The sequence below is a fragment of the Mucilaginibacter ginsenosidivorax genome (genome assembly GCF_007971525.1).
Lineage (GTDB): Bacteria > Bacteroidota > Bacteroidia > Sphingobacteriales > Sphingobacteriaceae > Mucilaginibacter > Mucilaginibacter ginsenosidivorax.
This window is the reverse complement of record NZ_CP042437.1, coordinates 6,461,262-6,482,495: the sequence shown is the minus strand read 5'-3', so window position 1 is coordinate 6,482,495 and position 21,234 is coordinate 6,461,262. Positions and strand designations below refer to the sequence as shown.

Genomic DNA, 21,234 nt, shown 5'->3' with positions numbered 1-21,234 from the left:
TTACTATTGGATACCAATGTTATTGATTGCCGGCTACAGCGGCAACCCTATCTGTCTTTTGCCTATAAACCATATCAGCTAAACAAGCCTGTTAATTTATCTGCTTAACAGCATCAAGCGCGTCCTGAAAGGTAAGCACTTCTATTTCGTCCTGGTGTTGCTTTAGGTACAGCAATAATTGTTTGTGCGCTGCAGCTGGTGTAGTAATATAATCGCCACCTATGCCATGAAACATCAACACGCCCAGCCCGCCGCTTTGCTGCGTCTTTTTTACAAAAGCAATCAATTCATCGCCGGTAACACCGGCGTGTACACCCCAGGCCGGTACCTGCATGGGGTCAATCTTTTTAAAATCGGTTATAACAGCATCGGCACCGCCGCCAATTCGCGCATACTTGATAATGCCGGCTGCGCCCAGCGAATCGGCGTATTTTACGCCACCAACAGCTATCTCGGTGCAAGGATAAGCGTAAGTACGCGGGCCGGTTTTTCCATCGACGGCATACAGCAGGTTATTCATTTCAGCAATTTCGCGCTTGATCATGAATACCGAATAATTGGCAGAGTTATTTGCGGGATTGGCTTTTACCGTAGTAATTAAGCATGGGTGGTAAAGTGTATGATTAGCTAATTCGTGTCCCTTTAAAGCAACCTGCCGCCAGCGCGGGATGGTTACCTGGCCTATATACCCCGTCAGGAAAAAGGTGCCCTTAAATCCCAACGAATCCAGTTGTGGCAGCGCTATATCCAGTTGCGATGGCAAGGCATCATCATAGGTAAGCACGATGATAGCTTTTTTGCGCGGCTGGGCAAAAGTGACAAGATTAATAAGTAATAAGAGTAAGGTTAGTTTTTTCATAAACGCAGGCTTAAAACCCGTACTAATATAGACTAACGCCGGATTTTTTTGGCGATGACAAACGAATAAAATAAATTAAACTTTATTAAATGCTGTTGACATAGGGCTGTCACAAGCGGGTTGTTACTTTGAATTATAAATCAAAAACAAAAACGCTATGAATATTATCCCAATGTTTTTAAAGGAGTTGGAGCAGGAAGCCCAAACCACCCGCAAAATGCTCGAGATTGTGCCAACCGACAAATTTAAATGGCAGCCGCACCCAAAAAGCATGACCATTGAAGACCTTACCGTGCACATTGTTGATTTGCCAAACTGGCTTGCGCTGGCCGTGTACACCGATGGATTAAATTTTGCCACCGAACCTTATAATCCCCCAACAGCCGAAAACACCCAGGGCTTATTGGATTTGCTGGAACAATCAGTTGCCAAAGGCAAAGAAGCCCTGCAACACATCAGCGAAGAAGAGCTGCTAAAACCCTGGACGCTAAGCAATGGCGACGTGATATTACAGAACTATAACAAAGCCGAAGTAATCAGGGTAGCCTTTTGCCAGCTTGTACATCATCGCGCCCAGTTAGGTGTTTACCTGCGCCTGCTAAACATCCCGATACCCGGCAGCTACGGCCCCAGCGCCGACGAACTGAGCGGAGAATATCAACGCGAAGCAGCGAGTATCGAGTTATAAGTGGTGAGTGGTGAGTAGCAAGACAGCTACAAAAATTGGTTAGCCCGAAAGCAAAAATCTTGATACTTACTACTTGATACTTACTACTAACTAAAAAGACGATTGTCCTTTATTTAGAACAATCGTCTTTTACATGTCTTGCTGTGTAGATACTAATTTCTATACTTTGATAATTTCCCTTCGTTTATTTCTTCAAGGAAACCATTCTCGTTAATTGCGTACCGGGCATAGGTTGTATCGGTATCAATTTTATATTTTGTAACAGAATTTGATTTTTTGCGTGTTTTAGAGCGCAAAATGAACATAACAACTGTGAAACAGATTACGGCAAGCAGTGCAGCGATTTGGAAAAATATAAAAGGCATAACGTTGAAAATAAATTGTTTAATACGCACATCTAAAACTGTGATAAAACTTAACGGTTTATAGTTTTAGCTGTAATCGTTGTCAATACATAGCTAAATATGTGCCAATATATTATTAACGTTTATGGCTGGAGAATGTTACGATTTGAGAGCAAAAAAGTGGGAGTATCGAACCCGCAGATAAAACTTACGAAGTTTTGGAAACTTCGTAAGTTTATTAACAAAAAAGGAGGAAAATCAGCCCGATAATTTGAGCTGATTTTTATAAGTTGTAAAACGAAATAGCGTTGCCTCCCCAAAATTGTTCCTGTTCGGTAACCGATAATTTTGAGGTATAGCTTTGTGTTACACGCATAGTACCCTCATAGCCGTCTGCCAGCAGGCAAACCGGCCAATCGGAACCGAACATGACGCGGCCCGCGCCAAATGCATTGAATATTATATCGAGATATGGGGTAAAATCATCAACCTTCCAGTTAGCCCAATCTGCTTCGGTTAGCATTCCCGAAATTTTACAGGATACATTTTCATGTTTGGCCAACACTTCGATATCCTTTTGCCAGTCATTGAGTTTTTTATCCTTGATATGTGGTTTTGCCAGATGATCGACCACAAACCTCTGGTTAGGGAAATTGCCAACCAGTTGGTTAGCAAAAGGCAGGTGCTGTGGAAATATCAGGATATCATAGGTATATCCATGCTTCCCGAGCGTGGCTATGCCTTTTTGAAATGCAGGCTGCAGCATATATTCGTCATCAGGCTCCGATTGCAAAACATGCCGGAAACCTTTGAGCTTATCGTAGCTTTTATATTGCAGCAATTGATCTTCAAGGTCATCAGCTTGCAGGTTTACCCAGCCCACTACGCCCTTAACAAAAGGGTTTGCAGCAGCATGATCCAGCAAAAACATAGTCTCGTCATTGGTTTGGCTTGCCTGTACAGATACACAACCATCTATGCCGTGCTGTTGTAAAACAGGCAACAGATCAACCGGCGAAAAATCACGTTTTATAGCCAGCATCTGATCATCAATCCAACTATCCCTTACGGGGTCGAAGATCCAGAAATGCTGGTGCGAATCTATCTTAAGCATATGCTACCACATTTTGTTTTTGTTCGCCAAGGCCATCAATACCCAATTCAATAACATCGCCAGGTTTAAGGTAAACAGGCGGTTTCATACCCAGGCCAACACCCGCCGGGGTACCTGTAGATATAATATCGCCGGGCAACAGGGTCATGAACTGACTGGTGTATGATATAACCTGCGCCAGGTTAAATATAAAGTTTGATGTGGTACCGTATTGCATAATTTCGCCATTCACTTTTAACCAAAGATGCAGGTTGTGCGGATCTTCAATCTCATCAGCAGTTGCCAAAAATGGACCAAGCGGTGCAAAGGTATCACAGCCCTTACCTTTATCCCAGGTGCCGTTACGCTCCAACTGAAACTCGCGTTCGGATACATCGTTGTGCAAAACATAACCGGCAACATAATCCATTGCGTCGGCTTCATCAACATAAGAAGCCTTCTTGCCGATAACTACGGCAAGCTCAACCTCCCAATCAGTTTTTACCGAATTTTTGGGAACCACAACATTATCATTAGGACCAACTATAGCCGAAGTAGCTTTCATAAAAATTACCGGCTCGGGGGGCAGCGGTGCATTGGTTTCATGCGCATGGTCGGCATAATTCAAACCGATGCAGATGATTTTTGACGGGCGTGCGAAGGGGCTGCCCAAACGTACATCAGCGGCAACCTCGGGCAGTTCGGCCTCTTTTACAAAGGCGGCTAAACGTGTAAGTCCATCCGTTTCAAAAAACTGTTCAGTATAATCCTCGCCAAAAGCCGAAGTATCGTATTTTTTATTGTTAAGGATAATACCTGTTTTTTCTTTGCCGGGTTCGCCAAATCTAATAAGCTTCATTGTATCTTGTTGTTAAGGTTTTGTTTAATTATTAAGGGTGATAAAGCCACCATCGATAGGATAATCGGTACCGGTGATAAACCCGGCCTCGTCTGAACATAAATAGAGCGCCAATGCCGCCACCTCTTCCGATTTGCCCATCCGGCCAATTGGCTGACTTTTAGAGAGCTTTTCAAAAATCTCGGCTTCCTGCCCCGCATAGTTTTTGGCGATAAAGCCATCCACAAAAGGGGTATGGATGCGTGCCGGCGAAATGCAGTTACAGCGGATGTTATCGTGCAGAAAATCGCGCGCTACCGATAGTGTCATGGCATGTATAGCACCTTTACTCATGGAGTAAGCAAACCTATCGGTAATACCAACGCTGGCCGCTATAGAGGCTGTATTGAGGATAACCCCGCCCCCATTTGCCTTTAGCATAGGGATAACGGCGTACAGGCAATTGTAAGCACCCTTTACATTTACGTTAAATACTTTTTCAAAATCGGCTGTGCTGGTAGTATCGGCGCGGCCAATGTGGGCAATGCCTGCATTATTTATTAAAATATCAATAACGCCAATGCTTGTAAAAGTATCAACCACTTGTTGCTGATTACTTACATCGCAGGCATAGCCTTTGGCTTTGCCGCCGGCCGCTTCTATTTCGGCAACGGTATCGGCCGCCGCCTTATCATTTAATTCGATGATGTGCACAGTAGCGCTCTGCTGCGCAAAAAGTATCGACATTGCCCTGCCTATCCCGCTGCCACCGCCGGTAATTACTGCTGATTTATTGGTTAGTTTGAACATATTGCCAATGGCCCCCTCTAAATCTCCCCCGGTAGGGGAGACTTTTTGTTTGATTAAATTAACAATTATTTATATTCTTTTAAAGCCCTCCCTACCGGGGAGGGTTTGGGAGGGGCTTATAACGACACTCCCCTTTTCCATGGTATAAAATCGTCTTGACCAAGTTTTACCGATTTTGGTTCAACTTCGCCATTGGCTACATGTATCACATAGTTCAGAATGCGCTCGCCGGCTTGCTGAATGGTTTCGTCGCCCTCGATGATGGTACCGCAGTTAATATCGATAATATCGGGCATGCGCTCAAACATTACCGTATTGGTTGATAATTTAATTACCGGGGTAATGGGGTTACCAGTAGGCGTGCCCAAACCTGTTGTAAACAATACAATATTTGCGCCCGATCCTACTTCGGCCGTAGTACTTTCCACATCGCTGCCGGGAGTACATAACAGGTTTAATCCTGGTTTGGTTACTTTTTCGGGATAATCCAGCACTGCGGTAACCGGCGATGTGCCGCCTTTTTTGGCTGCGCCTGCCGATTTAATAGCATCGGTAATTAAACCGTCGCGAATATTGCCTGGCGATGGATTGGCGTAAAAGCCCGAGCCATCGGCCTCTGCACGAGCGTTGTACGTGGTCATTAACTGCATAAAGCGGTTGGCAGTTTCCTCATCGGCACAGCGGTCGCTCAATTCCTGTTCTACCCCGCAAAGCTCGGGAAATTCGGCCAGGATTACCGAGCCCCCCATGGTAACCAGCAAATCTGATACATAACCCAAAGCAGGGTTTGCCGAAATGCCCGAGAAACCATCAGAACCACCACACTCCATACCGATGCACAGCTTTGATAGCGGCGCCGGCTGGCGTTGGGTTTGGTTGGCCTGTACCAAGCCGGCAAAAGTTTGTTTAAGGGCTTGTTTTAGCAATTCGCTTTCGGTGCCTACTTTTTGCTGCTCCAATACTACCATTGGTTTATTAAAAGCCGGATCGCGTTTGGCAATCTCGGCCTGCAAAATGCTTACCTGTGCATGCTGGCAGCCCAGGCTCAACACCGTGGCACCGGCAACGTTTGGATGGGTAATGTAACCTGCAATCAATCCGCACAAAGCGTCCGAATCATCTTTGGTACCACCGCAACCCATGCTATGATTAAGGAACTTGATGCCATCAATATTTTTAAACAAACGTTTTGAATTGGGTTTATCGGCGCTTAGCTGGATATCGGCATTTAAAATCTCTTCAACAGATTTACCTGCCTGGTAAAGCTCCATGAGCTGCTCCACATCACCCTCGTAGCTTTTGGCTTTTTTATAACCAAGCTTATCAACCAAAGCCTCTTTTAAAACCTGGATGTTGCGATTTTCGCAAAACACCAGGGGCACCACAATCCAGTAATTAGCAGTACCTACAGATCCATCGGCACGGTGATAACCGTTAAATGTTTTGCCTGCAAAATTTGAGGTATCCGGCTGGTGCCAGCTCAGCTTACGCTCGCCTAAGTGAAAGCCCTCTGATGCGTGGTGCACATTGGCCGTAGTAAGCAAGCCACCTTTTGGTATAGTTACGGTAGCCTTGCCTACCAATACACCATACATATATATTTCGGCGCCCTGTGCCAATTCATTAATCGCAAATTTGTGTTTAGCGGCCACACGGTCAACCAGCGGGAAGCTTTCGCCCTCAAAATTAATTACGGTACCCAGCTCCAGGTTTTGCAGTGCAACCAGCACATTATCATGCGGGTGGATTCTTAAAAATGTTTCTTTTTGCGACATATTTTTTGTTCATGGATCATGGATCATAGTTCATAGTTCCCGGCAGCTTTTTTTCACCATGAACCATGAACTATCAACCATGAACTTTTAGTTAAGCGACAACTCAATAACCGGTATCTCGTACGGCGGTTTGGCCGGCATGGTAACCTCCAGATCATCAGACCCCGATGGTTTGTATAACAACTCCGAGTGATCGTTTAAAAACTGCGCGTATTTAATCTTTCCGGCATAGCCAGGCAGTATCAGCTTACCCTTCGGATAATCAAACAATTGCACATATAGTTTTTTAGTAGCCTTATTGTATGTAAGTTTTGATCCCTCGGGTATCTTATAAGTATCGGGAGCATAAGTACAGTTGTAAATTGATTTATCATTAGCATGCATCCAGTGTGCCAAACTATCCAGCGCGTTTGTGGCACGGTAATCAAATTCGCCGCGGGCAGTTGGGCCTACGTTAAGGATAAGGTTACCACCATTACTTACCGAAGTTATCAGCAAATCCAATAACTGGCGGTGGGTTTTCCATGTATTTTCATCGCGATAGTATCCCCATGAACCCGAAAATGTTTGGCAGGTTTCCCATGTCTTACCACGGTATTTGGCCAGTTCGGCGGTGCTTACTTGTTCCGGTGTTTCAAAATCGGCGCCATCTTTATATTCTTCCAGGTTAAGGCGGTTATCTACAATAATACCGGGTTGCAATTTCCTGATCAGTTTTAACAGCTCAACAGATCCCCACTCGTCTTTACCTTTACCATGCCCATCACCGCGCGGGAAAGAAAAATCGAGCCAGAGGATATCAATTTTGCCATAGTTGGTTAACAACTCTGTTATCTGGTTGCGCATATATTGGCGGTATTTGGCCATATCGCGGTTTTTGTTCAGCTTGGCATAGCTGGCATCACTTTTATCTTTTGGCGATTGCGGGTGAATTTCATCAATAGTATAATCCGGGTGGTGCCAATCTAACAATGAATAGTAGAAACCCACTTTTAGTCCCTGCCCGCGGAAAGCGTTTACATACTCGCGTACCAAATCGCGTTTAGCTTTGGTGTTAGGCGCTTTATAATCGGTATATTTTGAATCGAACAGGCAAAACCCTTCATGGTGTTTAGTGGTGAGCACCGCGTATTTCATACCGGCTGCTTTGGCCTGTTTAGCCCATTTCTGCGGATCAAAATAATCGGGGTTAAACTGGTCGAAATATTTCTGGTAACCGGCGTTGTCAATCTGCTCGTTATGCTTTACCCACTCGTGCCTTGCCGCACCCGAGTATAATCCCCAGTGAATAAACATGCCAAAGCGGCTGTCTTTCCACCATTCCATACGTTTTTCTTTTTGGGCATCGGTTTCGGTGCCAATTGTTTTTTGTTGTGCCGATACCGATAAAACGGCTACCAGCATCACCAGCATAGATAGTTGTAGTTTTTTGAACATGAGGTTTATAATTTAGTTGACAGGTTATTTATAACTGAAATATTTTATCCATTAAAACCCATTTCTCTCCTTTTTGGGCGCCTTTAACAGCGTGCTGATATTTCCACATCAGCTTTTCCCACTCCTGCACTTTTGGATTTGCAGCATCCGCAGCCGACTTTTTTTCGAAACTGAAAGTATCGTCGGTTTCCATGATCATAAACAGGCGCACATCAAAACGGTAAATTTCCATGTTGGTGATACCGTAATCGGTAATACTTTTGTGAATCTCGGGCCAGATAGCCTGGTGGTATTTTTCGTATTCGGCAATCAGCCTGGCGTCGTCAACCAAATCAAGCGTTAAACAATATCGGTGGGCCATAAATAGATTTACAAAGTAGTATATCGGTATACAAAGAAATAAAGTTTACAGGTAAATAGTTGGCATAAAATGGTTAAAACATTCAGCTTTTTTGGCATATAGCCCCCTCTAAATCTCCCCCGGTAGGGGAGACTTTAACTTACCCCTTTTTTAGTTGTGCTTAACAGCAAGAATTTATTTATCAGGCTTAATGGGGTATGCGTTGATTTTTAAGCGATTAAGAAAGATTAAAAAAGCGAAGGTCAAAAAGTCTCCCCTACCGGGGGAGATTTAGAGGGGGCCGGCAGCTCACGAATTTTTAATAAACTCTTTCTGGTACATTAGCGGGCTTTTGCCGGTTACCAGCTTAAAATGTTTATGAAACGTTGAAAAGTTATTAAACCCGCTATCGTAACACAACTGTTTAATGTTCAGCTTATCTTCTATCAGTAATTTACACGCGTGGCCAACTTTTATTTCGATAATAAACTGCGAGAAGGTTTTGCGGGTTTTTGATTTAAAATACCGGCAAAAGGAGTTGGAGCTCACGCCCGCTATCTCGGCAATCTCGTCCAGGTAAATCTTTTTCCTGAAATTTTGCATCGAGTATTCATAAATACCATTCAACCGGTCGTTTTCCGAATCATTATGATCGTATTTAAAACCAATTGAAGCCATGTAACTTGAAGGCGCGCTGGTGGCAATAGCATTTAACGCCTTCAACAGCATAATAATCCGCTCGGCACCGTCTGTACTTAACATCGCGGCCATCTGTACGGCCACTTTTTCTTTTGTGCCACCGGTAACCTGCAACCCGCGTTTTGATTTCTCGAGCAGCACTTTTATTAATTTATTTTCGGGCAGTTGTAAAAACTGATCGCCCCAAAAGTTTTCACAAAAGTGAACTACAAAAACCTCTACCCCGTTGTTTTCACCGGGATTAAAATACAAATCGTCAAAACGCCAGTAATGCGGCAGGTTTGGGCCAACCAATACCATATCGCCCGATTTAAATTGCTTTATACTATCGCCGATAAACTGTGTACCGCTTCCTTTTTTCAGGTAAATGAGTTCCAGTTCGGGGTGGCAATGCCAGCGGTTGTTAATATCGGGCAATACATCGTGCCGCACACTAAATGAGTGTGCAGGGCCCGAAGAAACTTTTAGTAACTGCGGTTTCATTCAGCTTATTTTACAATTGATGCGATAAATATAGCCAATAATTGTAAAAATAACTGATTGTCGCATTTTTTTTACGCCACTAAAAAAACGACACGTCACATTTTCTTTTAAGTGATATATTTTTATATCTTGCTGGCAGATTAAATCCAATTATACCCTAATGAAACCTTATTACAAACTACTGCTTCCGGCATTATTGTTGCCTTTATTTTCTGCAGCGCAAAGCAATTACAAACCAGGTTATGTTGTTACCCTTAAAGGCGATACTTTACGTGGCTTCATCAACATTAAAGAATGGGCTGTTAACCCTCGAAAAATCAGCTTCAAAACATCAACAAATGATAAAAATCCCCGCGAACTTGGGGTGAGCGATATCACATCCTTTGCAGCTACAAATTCAGAGGCATATCAAAGGTATATTGGCTTGCTAAACGTCGATCCCACCCAAATCTCCAGCCTTTCAAACGGCCGAAACACGGATACCAAAACCGATTCTATCTTTTTAAAAACCATCCAAAAAGGAGCCAATATTACTTTATTTGAATATGCCGACGATTTAAAGAACCATTACTTTGTTAGCGGAAGTGGCGATGCTCAGCCAACGGAACTGGTTTACAGGGTTTATAAGAACGACGGGAAAACCATAAACGAAGATGCGTACAAACAACAACTATTCCTGTTATCGGAAAAGTACGGCGAATCCAAAAACCTAAAAACCACCATCGAAAAGGCCGACTACAATGCGAATGACCTAACGGAAATAGCGCAATTAATTAATAAAACTAATTCAAAACAGGACGCGACGGTATCCGGTGCCAGTAAAGGCACCCAATTTTTCGCATCGGCAGGTGTAAACTTTGGCAACATTACATCAGGTATCGGCGCATTTAAAGAATTTGACAGTAAATCAGCCTCATCAGTATTCCCACGCATTGCATTGGGAATAAATGTATTGGCTAATCCCAGTACCGGAAAACTGATATTCAGGGCGCAGCTTGCTTATACCGGTAATAAGTTTAAAGGCAGTCAAACCGGCGGCTCTACTTATTCGCTCACTCAAAATAACATATCGCTGATACCACAAATACTGTATAATTTTTACAATATAGATGCCTTTAAATTATATGCCGCAGCCGGTGCCGCATTCAATTTATCAACTTACAGTGGGAACAAGTATACCTATACCGGTGCAGGCAAAACAACTGTTACCGATGGCTACCTGTTACAATCAAATTGGATATCGTACCCCTTCAATATCGGTGTAGTGATCGATAAAAAATTCGATATCACAGCGGGCTATATACCGAATGCCATCTTTACAAAGGATAACACAAATTACTTGCAGGTAAGCGCTGTTCAAATAGCCTTAAACTACTATTTTAAATAAAAAACAAACCTATATCGCAATGAAACCTCTATTTTTATTGGCAGCGGCATTAACGTTGCTACCTGCTTTAACGTTTGCGCAAAGCAATTTTAAGCCCGGTTATGTTGTTACCCTTAAAGGCGATACTTTACGTGGCGAAATAAACCAGAAAGAATGGTTTGGCAACCCCAAAAGCGTAGAATTTAAAAGCGCGGCGGGTGTTAAAACTTATACAGTAGATGATATAGGCTATTTTGAATTGCTTAATTCATCAATTTATCAAAGGTATTCCGGGGAGATCAGCATGGATGAAACCAACACTTCAAAATTACAAACAGGAGTTGATTCGACCCAAAAGCAGGATGTGGTATTTTTAAGGGTAGAGCAAAATGGCCCTAACGTAACCTTGTATTCATACATTGATGCCAAAAAGACGAGGTTTTTTATTGGCGATAACAAAACCGGCCAGATTAAGGAACTTGTTTACCGGATTTATTATTTGCCAGATCATGGCGTACAAACGCGCATCGAAAATATTTTTATACCACAATTGTATGACCTGGCCATTAAATACAACCCAACATCTGAGAAATTAAAAACCGAGATTGAGAACTCTGCCTATAATCTTCCGGATTTGAAAAGCATTTCGCAAAAACTCAACAATATGTTTGTTGATAAGAAAACTTATGGTGGTAAATCAGCATGGAAGTTCTTTGCAGGCTTGGGAATTAATGCTACACTGTTTACAACCAGTAATTCGGGCACCAGTCAGGGCTACAAATTTTACAATGCTAAAAATACTACATCTGTGTACCCGGCTGTGGCGGCGGGCGTAAATTTATATCCCAACCCAAGCGTTGGTAAACTTATTGTAAGGGGCGAGGTAATGGTTACCGGAGCGGCGTATAAGAATTCGGTAGATCTTTATTTTAACCAGCCGGACATACCAAAATCCGATTTCAACGTAAAGGAATTTTTGGTAATTATTAACCCCCAGGTTATATACAATATTTATAATACCGCCAATTTTAAATTCTTTATCGACGCGGGTATGTCCTACGCGTTTGTAAAAACCACGGGTAACTCCATCTATAATAGCCATCTTCAAACTACTATCCCTAATTACCTGTCCCTTTCATCGGGGTTAATAAGCTTCCCTGTTAAGCTGGGCATAACTGTAGCTAAAAAGGTTGATATATACATTTCATACTCCACCCCTGCCGCCATCACCAATAGCAGGGACTATAGCATAGACGCAACCAGCATAAAAGCAGGCATCAATTACGAGTTTTAACAATAAAAAGCGCCCCGGTATCTCACCCCCGGGACGCTCCGTTATTGCTTAAACCAATAACATCAACTAAATCCAGATCAACCTCGCGTATGATCATTGCTTGCCATCTTTCTCAGGGATGGCCAGATTTTAAATATCTTTTCAGGCTTTATCCCTCATTAAAACGGGCCACCGCCAGGGCCGCCACCCGGAGGGGGGCCACCAGGGCCAGGTCCGCCGGGACCACCGGGGCCCATTGTTGGTTTTTTACCTGCAAATTTCTGAAGCTTAAGGGTAAAGCTTAACAAATAATACCTGCCCAGCCTGTTGCTGCTGGTTTGGGTTACATAGCTACCGCTTTGTGTACTGGTGTAGCCCGTGTTTTGGTTAAACACATCCATTGCCGATAAGCGGATGGTACCCGCGTTTCCTTTTAAAAACCTACGCTCAACATAGGTGTTTAATATATTGGGGTTGGTTGCACCTTTGTAACCATAGTAAAACATCTTGGAGTAATCGTAGCTAACGGTCCAATCCTTCCATAAATAATTTTTACCGTTGATGCCCAGGTTAAGCGAACTGAAATTATTGTTGATATTAGCCGTCGTGATCGAATTATTCGATTTATTAACAGCATAAGTTGTGCTGGCCTCGGCATCTACAACATCAGTAATACTCAGTCTGAATTTTACGCCTTGCGATAGCACCAGGTTTTTAGCTATATTTTTCTCCGTTGTCATGGCATAACTTGTCGAATCGACATTAGTTATGTAAGAGATGTTATTATTGTATGCAACGTTGCCTATAAAGAATAAATTATATTTTCTTTTATCCCATGGTTTAGCAAATACATAAAAACCTTGTGCCGAGTAAAACCCATCGGCATTTAAATACTGTGTTAAAATACTCCCGGCCAATTTGCTGTTTGGCGTGTACGTTTTAGGATAATTGACGGTATTGGCTACAATCTTATTATCGGTGGTGGTGAATGATAAATTACTAAAAAATACGTTACCAGTCTCGAAATTAAACTTGTTGTACCGGATTGACAGGTTGTTATTAAACTCGGGCTTTAAATCGGGGTTACCTTGTACGGGGTACGATGCATTGCTAAAATCGGTAACAGGCTGCAGCTCGGTATAAGTTGGCTGATTGCTGGCACCGTTATAATTTAAGCTCAACGACTGATTGCGAGAAAAGTTGTAAATGAACCTTGCATTAGGGGCCAAGTTAAATGTATGGCTATCTGTTGGTGAAGCACCGTTGGTTAATGATTGCCCGCGCAGTATGGTTGGCTGTGCTACCAAACCCAATGTGTAATTATACTTTTTATCGATAAAACGATAGTTTAAGCCAAAACGATTGGTAATAAACGTGGAGTTATAATTATTGCTCAGCAAGCCATAATAATCTTTGGTTACGCCATCAATATTTAGCGTGTCTGTTAGTTTATCGGCTGTGGTATAGGCGTAATGATAGGCGTAGGTTAGTTCAAGATAGCCTTTTTTGCTTACCGGCTCCAAAAACGATACACTTGTGCCCACACTATCGGTGCGGCTGTTGGTATTAATAAATTGGTTTAGCGGCGCGTTTGCGGCCCCGTCTAAATAGGTATAAACCGGGTTTTGGTATTTATTGATCTTGTATGATCCAGCCCCGACGTTAACGCTGAAGTTGCGGCCCTTACGCGCAAAGCGGTGGTTAAATAAAACGTTGGCACCATAATTTGGTTCGGTTTGGTTACTGTAGGTATCAAAATTATAATTAGTTATGGTTTGCGAGTTATTAACCAGCAAACTGCTGCCTACCTGTGTGGTAGTTACCCGTGCATATGCAAATGATGGTGTAATTTTGATATAGTTAACCGTATCGGGCTTAATTTCGATATTGAAGTTGAAACGATGGTTCAGCTTCTCGTCGTTTTGAGTATTGTTATTGGTATTGGTACTTGGGTTTAATGTAGATAAGTTGTTTTGAATGGTTTTGTTAAGCGTATATACCGAATTATCGGCAAAGCTATAGCTGCCATAAGCCGTAACTTTTTTGCCCCAGCTATCGCGGTAGTTAAGCCCAAACGATCTGGCTGTGGTTATACCATTGGTATTGCTGCTGTTGCCTCCTGGAGGGCCGCCAGGACCACCGCCCCTTGGGCCGCCGCCGTTAAATGTAAACAAGTTGGTATTGGTATTATTCAGATTACCCAAAAACGCCAGTTGCTGATCGCCGTTGAATTTGAAAAAATTCGCCGATGCTACATACCTGTTACTTTCCTGGCTGTTTGCTATACCGGGTATGGCATCCCTGCCCCCGCCCAGGCTGGCCTGGCCAAAGTAGCCGTAGTTTTTGCTTTGTTTTATGGTAATGTTCAGAATTTTCTCGGGCTCACCGCTTTTTACACCGGTAAGATTGGCCTGGTCGCCATAATCATCAATAATCTGGATGTTTTGTACAATATCGGCAGGCAGGTTTTTGGTGGCCGATTTTACATCACCGCCAAAAAAATCCTTCCCGTTTACCCTTACTTTTGTTACGCTTTTACCCTGCGCGGTAATATTACCATCTTTATCAACATCAACGCCCGGTAGTTTTTTGATAACATCCTCTACAGGCGCATTATCACGTACAGGATATGCTGCGGCGTTAAACTCAATCGTATCTTCCTTAAGTTTTACCGGGTTAACATCCGATATGGTTACGGTGTTAAGCATATAGGTGTCGTTTTTAAGAATGATGGGCTTTAAAAACACGGGGGTATTGGCATTATCCAACACAAAACGCCGGCGCAGTCCCTGGTAACCTATCGAGTTTAAAACCAGGCTAAACTGGTTCACTTTTACATCATCAAAAGTAAAAGCTCCTTTACTATCGGTAATTACTTTGGTGCTATCGGTGCCGGTTAACAGTTTAACGGTTGTGCCCGGTAGGGTTACCCCTGTTGAGTCTGTTACGGTGCCCTTAACCCGCCTGCCCGTTTGAGCAAAGGTTGTAAGGCTAAACAGCAAAGCTGCAATTATCAGGTATGTAAATTTAAGTTTCATTGTGTTGTGGCTTATTTGCAACACAAAGCAATAACATCGGCATCAGCCCAAAAAACGCAATAGACAGGGGCATAGTAAATGTAGACGAAGGCATGTTTTTTACCTATAGAAGCGTGTATTTAGCAGCCTTAATATCCAATTACAGTATTCAACGGTTAATTTTAGCCATTTGTCGGCAAGTTGTGCCTGTTAGGCGATTATGGTTGCCTGATAACCAAATGGTTTAGTAATATTGAACGATTATTAAACCGTAATCGAAAATCTCAGGTCAAGATTTTCTGTCGAAAAAATAAAAAACATTAATAGTCCTGATTCTCGTATCTTGACTCCTGATTCAAATCAAAAATGAGCCTTAAATCAAAAAGCAGTACCATTACTATCCTTATTCATGTGTTAACATGGGTAGTGCTGGGCTTCGCGTTATTTTTATATCAACCCCTTACGTGGGATATTGTATTGCCCTACCAGTTCTGGATAAAACAGGCATTGTTTATCATTATGCTGGTAACTGCATTTTATATCAACGCTATTGTGTTTGTGCCGGTATATCTGTTAAAAAACCGGACAGGCATGTATTTCATATTTATAATTACCCTGGTAGCGGTCATTTACTTATTAAATATTTTCATCGACCGTTCATTGAACATGCACCTGTTAATGGATAATGCTATCCATAAACACGGGCCGCCAAGACACGGCGAACGGAACAAGATCTTCGACTATGCGGTAATATTTATTATGGCATTGGTATTAGGCATAAGCACCAGCATCACCGCCATCCAAAAGTGGCAGGCCGATATCAGGCTGCGCGAAACTTTAGAACAGGACAAGATCAGCTCGGAGTTATCCTTCCTGAAAGCACAGATCAACCCGCATTTCTTTTTCAATACGCTGAATAACATTTACGCGCTTACACATATCAATGCCGAAACATCGCGCAAAGCAATTCACCAGCTATCGCGGATGATGCGGTACGTGTTGTATGATACCCAACATGGTACCGCACTGCTAAGCCAGGAAATAGCCTTTATAAAAGACTACATCAGCCTGATGGAACTGCGGCTTACCGATAAAGTGAAGGTTACATTCAATTCGCCCGCCACGGTTAACGATATGACCGTTGCCCCCATGATATTTTTACCTTTTGTGGAGAATGCTTTTAAACATGGCATAAGCGCAACGCTGCCCAGCGACATCCTGATTAGTGTTGAACAAAACGCAGATTTACTGGAATTACGGGTAGAAAACTCGATTTATAAAGACGCCAACCCCAACCTGGAAGAAAACAAAGGGATTGGCCTTACCAACACCCTGCGGCGTTTAGATTTGTTGTATGCCCAAAAATACACATTAGATATAAACGAAGACACTGATGCCAATACTTATAAAGTTCACTTAACACTCAACCTGTCATGATATTAAACTGTATTGCCGTTGATGATGAACCCCTGGCCCTTGGCCTGGTTTGCGCATTTATTGAGCAAACACCATTTTTAAAACTTACAGGCCGCTACAGCAGCGCGGTTGAAGCGCTGGTTGGTTTACAGGACCAAAAGGTTGACCTTATTTTTTTGGATATACAGATGCCTAACCTTAACGGCATCGAACTGGCCCGTGTGCTGGATAGCCGGGGCGCCAACAAGCCACGCATTATTTTTACCACGGCCTACAACCAGTTTGCCCTTGAAGGTTATAAAGTTGACGCATTGGATTACCTGCTGAAGCCTTTTAATTACGAAGAGTTTTTGCACGCCGCCAACAAAGCATTAAGCTATGCCGAACTGTTACAACGCTCAACCAACCCTGCACCCGCCGCAACTGCGGCTCCCGAAGAACATCGAATTGAAGACGACTACCTGTTTTTAAAAATAGAGTATCAACTGGTACGCATAGCGCTTAAGGATATTCTGTATATAGAAGGCCTGAAAGATTATGTTAAAATATACCTGCAAGGCACCGAGAAAGCCCTGTTATCGCTCACCAGTTTAAAGTCGCTGGAAGAAAAACTGCCGTCAAAACGTTTTATGCGGGTGCACCGCTCGTTCATTGTATCTTTAGATAAAATAAACTCCATTACCCGCAACGCCCTGCAAATTGGCAAAATAAACATCACCGTTGGCGATCAGTATAAAGATGCTTTCGGGGTATTTTTGAGTAAGTGGGTGTAGGGCCTTTGTCTGAATCAGAATTTCCAGAATTTATTTCAACATATAGGATTCTGTTAATTTTCAAATTCTGTAAATCCTGATCCAGATAACATCGTTTTGCAATTTTTTCTCTCCCATTCCCGCGCATTAAATAATAATCCCTAATTTTATTTTATGCAAGAGGTAACCGTATCCTGGCTTAAATCGCTCGAAGCTTTAGAGCACGTCCCGGATGATCAGCTGCAATGGCTGATAGATCATAGCGAATACAATACATTTGAAGATGGCACCATGCTCAATGAGCCCGGTAAGCCAATGACCGGCCCACATATTATTGTTGAAGGTAGCATGCGTTTTTATATGCTGCAAAGCCGTGGCCGCCGCGATTTTGTTGCCGTTGGGCCGGGAAATATAACAGGATACCTTCCGTTTTCACGCGGACTGGTTTCTAAGGGCTTTGCCGAAGCTATTGGCGAATTGCGGGTACTAAGCTTCCCCACCGAACGGATCACCGAAATGATAAAAAATCATTTTGAGCTTACCCAGGCACTGGTACACATCATGACCAACCGCGTTCGCGATTTTACAGCCTTGCAGCAGCAAAACGAAAAAATGATGGCGCTGGGCAAACTATCGGCAGGCCTGGCTCACGAATTGAATAACCCGGCATCGGCCATTGTACGCGATTCTACGTCCCTAAGCAAGCATCTGCAACTGGTTCCCGAAGCCATAAAAGGTATGTTTGCCATAAAAATGGACTCGGACCAGGTTGATGGCGTAACCAATGAAATGTTTAAAGTGCTTACCGCCAAAGATGAAGGCCGCCTGAGCCTGAAGCAACGTACACACCGGGAAGACGAAATTGGCGAATGGCTGGATGAAAACGAAATAGAAAACAGCTACGAAATTGCCGAAAGCTTTGTTGATTTTAACTTTAAGGTTGAAAACCTCGACGCGTTGAAAAGCTATATCCCGAAGCAGTTTTTATCAACCATTTTCAACTGGATGAGCAATAAGCTGGTAGCCGAGAAAATGATCCAGGATATACAGGAATCATCCAAACGGATAGCCGAACTGGTAAGTTCTGTTAAAACTTTTACACACATGGACCGCGGGCAGGATAAGCAGTATGCCGATATCCATATTGGTATTACCAACACGCTTACCATGCTGGGGTATAAAATTCGTAAAGGAAATATTACCGTTGTTGAAGATTTTGACCGAACTTTGCCCGAAGTAAAAGCACTGATTGGCGAACTTAACCAGGTTTGGACCAACCTTATTGATAATGCCCTTGATGCCATGCAACCGGCGGGCAAAGGCATCCTAACCATTAAAACCCGGCGCGACCGCGAGTTTGTGGAAGTTTTTATTATCGACGATGGCCCCGGTATTCCGGAAGATATCCAAAGTCAGATCTTCGATCCGTTTTTTACAACCAAAGAGATGGGCAAAGGCACCGGGATGGGACTGGAAGTAGTACAACGGATTGTAAAACAACACCGTGGATCGATCAAAGTAAAATCGACACCCGGTTGTACCGTATTTAGTGTTTGCTTCCTGATTGACGGGTAGTAAAACATTTTTTTATTTGAAGTATTAAACATCAAGTTAAGATATAGTAATCAAGACAAGCAAAAACATAAGAGTTAATATTCTGTCGGCCGTTTCTTTATTGAAAAAAGTTTAGATTAGGTTATCATTGTTTTCTCTCTTGATTCTTGAATCTAATATCTTGACGCTCATTTATCATTTACCTGTAGCAAACCCTATGAATCGACCTATTATATTTTCAATTGATGATGATCAGCAGGTACTACGGTCTATTAGCCGCGACCTGCGATCTCAGTACAGTAAAGAGTACAAAATACTAAGTACAACATCGGCCCAGGAAGCATTGGAAACGCTTACCGAACTCAAAAATGGATCGGATGTGGTAGCCTTGTTTCTTTGCGACCAGCGCATGCCCGAAATGGAAGGCGTTAAATTTTTAGAAAAAGCAAAAAAAGTATTTCCTGACGCCAAACGGGTGTTACTTACTGCATACAGCGATACCGAGGCCGCTATTAAAGCCATTAACGACGTCCAGCTGGATTATTACCTCATGAAACCATGGGACCCGCCGGAGGAAAAACTTTACCCGGTAATAAATGATTTGCTGGCAGACTGGCATAACAGTTACATTCCTGAGTTTGTGGGCATTAAACTGGTTGGATACCAGTTTTCGCCGCAATCGCACGTGATAAAAGATTACCTTGCCGGTAACCTTATCCCCTATCGCTGGCTTGATATCGAAAAAAATGTAGATGCAGGAACGCTGCTGGCTTTAAACAACCTATCTACCGATTGCCTGCCGATGGTATTTTTTGAGGACGGCAGCTATCTGCAAAAACCATCGATACAAGGCATAGCCGCCAAGCTTGAAAAAAACACCCAAACATTAACCGATGTTTATGATGTGGTGATTATAGGCGCTGGCCCCGCCGGCCTTGCAGCCGCAGTTTATGGCGCATCCGAAGGTTTAAAAACCTTGCTGATTGAGCGTAAAGCTCCGGGCGGGCAGGCAGGCACCAGCTCAAGGATTGAAAACTACCTGGGTTTTCCGGCCGGCTTAAGCGGCGCCGACCTTACCCGCCGCGCCATTACACAAGCCATGCGTTTGGGAGCCGAGTTTTTATCGCCGCAATCGGTTAGTGATATCAAACAAAAAGACGGCTACAAAACCATTATTTTAGATGACGGGCCCGAAATTATAAGCCGTACCGTAGTGATAACTACCGGCGTTGATTACCGTAAACTGGAAGTTAAAGGCGTTGAAAACTTTACAGGCGCAGGCATTTACTATGGCGCTGCCACTACTGAGGCTTCGGCCTGTACAGGTAAAGATGTGTACGTAATTGGCGGCGGCAACTCTGCCGGGCAGGCGGCCATGCACCTTTCAAAATATGCCACCAAAGTGCATATCGTGATCAGGCGCGAAGATTTGGTGGCAACCATGTCGGCCTATTTGATTACACAAATCAGCGAAACGCCCAACATTGAAGTGCTGGGCAATACAGAAATTGTAGAAGCACACGGTGGTAACTGCCTGGAAAAATTAACCTTAAAAAACTGCATAACGCAAGAAACTTTTACTAATAAGGCTGCTGCCTTGTACATTTTTATAGGCGCCAAACCGTATACCGACTGGATTAAGCTTGACATTATAAAAAACAATAAGGATTTTATAGAAACCGGCCGCGAGCTGCGCAGCTACGAAAGCTTTAACAAAGTGTGGAAACTTAAGCGCGATCCATTTTTACTGGAAACCAGCTGCTCGGGCATTTTTGCTGCCGGCGATGTACGCGCCGGGGCCATGAACCGGGTAGCATCTGCCGTGGGCGAAGGCTCAATGGCCATTAGTTTTGTTCACAAATATTTAGCTGAAGTTTAACAACACCATATGCAAAACGACGACGAAATATGCCAGCACCTGGCGGCAATTACCGATATTAAACAACCCAAGGATTACCTGTGCGAAGAGTGCATTAAAACACATTCATCATGGATGCACCTGCGCACCTGCCAAACCTGCGGCGTAACACTATGCTGCGATAGTTCGCCCAATACCCACATGACCAAACATTTTGAAGCCACCGGCCACCCGGTAGTAATATCGGCCGAGCCTGGCGAAAGATGGCTATGGTGCTATGTGGATGACGCAGTGAAGGGGTATTAGATGTGCAGATTTCAAATCACTGTTGTCCGGGGAAATTTATAAACACAGAAAAAACCGGCTCCCAATTAAATCAAGGCAGTTTTAGGTGGTAATTCAAAAATCAAGGCCCTTTAGAAAAGCGTAGCCGCAGTTGGTTCAGGCGGCTTGTAGTTCAACAAGGCTTTCTCTGGGTCAAAAAGGAAAGCCATCAGGTTGATATAGGTCATCAGGTGATGCTTGACCATAGCTGCTAAGTTAGCGTAAGACCATTTCCGTTTGCCGGCTTTGTTGACTTGGGAAAGGACGATCTGGACAAGGAGGTCGCATATCAGCATAGACCAGACCTG

General features: G+C 43.3%; 17 protein-coding genes. 8 read left to right on the top strand and 9 right to left on the bottom strand.

Annotated elements, in window-relative coordinates; translation table 11 throughout:
• Positions 1-91: 91 nt before the first annotated feature.
• Positions 92-859, bottom strand: coding sequence for a polysaccharide deacetylase family protein (locus FSB76_RS26975; RefSeq protein WP_147058993.1), 768 nt, complete (start codon positions 857-859; stop codon positions 92-94).
• Between the two features lie 157 nt (positions 860-1,016).
• Here FSB76_RS26975 and FSB76_RS26970 point away from each other — a divergent pair, with 157 nt between their 5' ends.
• On the top strand, positions 1,017-1,547 hold the full coding sequence (locus FSB76_RS26970) for a DinB family protein (RefSeq protein ID WP_147058991.1): 531 nt from the start codon (positions 1,017-1,019) through the stop codon (positions 1,545-1,547).
• Between the two features lie 627 nt (positions 1,548-2,174).
• Here the strand turns inward: FSB76_RS26970 and FSB76_RS26965 are convergent.
• From FSB76_RS26965 to FSB76_RS26935, 7 genes are all read right to left on the bottom strand, one after another.
• Positions 2,175-3,005: an amidohydrolase family protein gene (locus tag FSB76_RS26965; RefSeq protein WP_147058989.1), complete on the bottom strand. Its 831-nt coding sequence runs from the start codon at positions 3,003-3,005 to the stop codon at positions 2,175-2,177.
• Positions 2,998-3,843: a fumarylacetoacetate hydrolase family protein gene (locus FSB76_RS26960; RefSeq protein WP_147058987.1), complete on the bottom strand. Its 846-nt coding sequence runs from the start codon at positions 3,841-3,843 to the stop codon at positions 2,998-3,000. The genes FSB76_RS26965 and FSB76_RS26960 overlap by 8 nt, the downstream gene beginning before the upstream one ends.
• A gap of 24 nt (positions 3,844-3,867) precedes the next feature.
• Positions 3,868-4,632, bottom strand: coding sequence for an SDR family NAD(P)-dependent oxidoreductase (locus tag FSB76_RS26955; protein ID WP_147058985.1), 765 nt, complete (start codon positions 4,630-4,632; stop codon positions 3,868-3,870).
• A 116-nt stretch (positions 4,633-4,748) separates the two neighbouring features.
• The gene (locus FSB76_RS26950; RefSeq protein ID WP_147058983.1) at positions 4,749-6,407 is read right to left on the bottom strand and encodes a UxaA family hydrolase; all 1,659 of its coding nucleotides are present in this window, start codon (positions 6,405-6,407) and stop codon (positions 4,749-4,751) included.
• A gap of 87 nt (positions 6,408-6,494) precedes the next feature.
• Positions 6,495-7,844, bottom strand: a complete 1,350-nt coding sequence (locus FSB76_RS26945) for an alpha-L-fucosidase (RefSeq protein WP_225976324.1) — start codon at positions 7,842-7,844, stop codon at positions 6,495-6,497.
• A 28-nt stretch (positions 7,845-7,872) separates the two neighbouring features.
• Positions 7,873-8,205 carry an L-rhamnose mutarotase gene (locus tag FSB76_RS26940; protein ID WP_147058981.1) on the bottom strand — a complete coding sequence of 111 codons (333 nt, stop codon included), beginning with the start codon at positions 8,203-8,205 and terminating at the stop codon, positions 7,873-7,875.
• A gap of 288 nt (positions 8,206-8,493) precedes the next feature.
• Entirely contained in the window at positions 8,494-9,366 is an 873-nt protein-coding gene (locus FSB76_RS26935; RefSeq protein ID WP_147058979.1) for an AraC family transcriptional regulator, read from the bottom strand.
• Between the two features lie 160 nt (positions 9,367-9,526).
• Here FSB76_RS26935 and FSB76_RS26930 point away from each other — a divergent pair, with 160 nt between their 5' ends.
• Positions 9,527-10,753: a hypothetical protein gene (locus FSB76_RS26930; protein ID WP_147058977.1), complete on the top strand. Its 1,227-nt coding sequence runs from the start codon at positions 9,527-9,529 to the stop codon at positions 10,751-10,753.
• 19 nt (positions 10,754-10,772) lie between these two features.
• On the top strand, positions 10,773-12,026 hold the full coding sequence (locus FSB76_RS26925; protein WP_147058974.1) for a hypothetical protein: 1,254 nt from the start codon (positions 10,773-10,775) through the stop codon (positions 12,024-12,026).
• A 158-nt stretch (positions 12,027-12,184) separates the two neighbouring features.
• On the opposite strand, the gene FSB76_RS26920 is transcribed toward FSB76_RS26925, so the two are convergent.
• Complete coding sequence (locus FSB76_RS26920) at positions 12,185-15,043, bottom strand: outer membrane beta-barrel protein (protein ID WP_147058972.1); 2,859 nt, start codon at positions 15,041-15,043, stop codon at positions 12,185-12,187.
• 345 nt (positions 15,044-15,388) lie between these two features.
• On the opposite strand from FSB76_RS26920, the gene FSB76_RS26915 reads away from it, so the two are divergent.
• The 5 genes from FSB76_RS26915 (at position 15,389) to FSB76_RS26895 (ending at position 20,908) form a co-directional block, all read left to right on the top strand.
• The gene (locus FSB76_RS26915) at positions 15,389-16,459 is read left to right on the top strand and encodes a sensor histidine kinase (RefSeq protein ID WP_147058970.1); all 1,071 of its coding nucleotides are present in this window, start codon (positions 15,389-15,391) and stop codon (positions 16,457-16,459) included.
• Complete coding sequence (locus FSB76_RS26910; RefSeq protein WP_147058968.1) at positions 16,456-17,211, top strand: LytR/AlgR family response regulator transcription factor; 756 nt, start codon at positions 16,456-16,458, stop codon at positions 17,209-17,211. Before FSB76_RS26915 ends, FSB76_RS26910 begins: the two co-directional genes overlap by 4 nt.
• Before the next feature lie 153 nt (positions 17,212-17,364).
• Positions 17,365-18,765: a sensor histidine kinase gene (locus FSB76_RS26905; protein ID WP_147058966.1), complete on the top strand. Its 1,401-nt coding sequence runs from the start codon at positions 17,365-17,367 to the stop codon at positions 18,763-18,765.
• Between the two features lie 196 nt (positions 18,766-18,961).
• Entirely contained in the window at positions 18,962-20,623 is a 1,662-nt protein-coding gene (locus FSB76_RS26900) for a response regulator (RefSeq protein WP_147058964.1), read from the top strand.
• Between the two features lie 9 nt (positions 20,624-20,632).
• Positions 20,633-20,908 (top strand): UBP-type zinc finger domain-containing protein, encoded by a 276-nt coding sequence (locus FSB76_RS26895; protein WP_147058962.1) that lies wholly within the window; start codon positions 20,633-20,635, stop codon positions 20,906-20,908.
• The last annotated feature ends 326 nt before the right edge of the window (positions 20,909-21,234 follow it).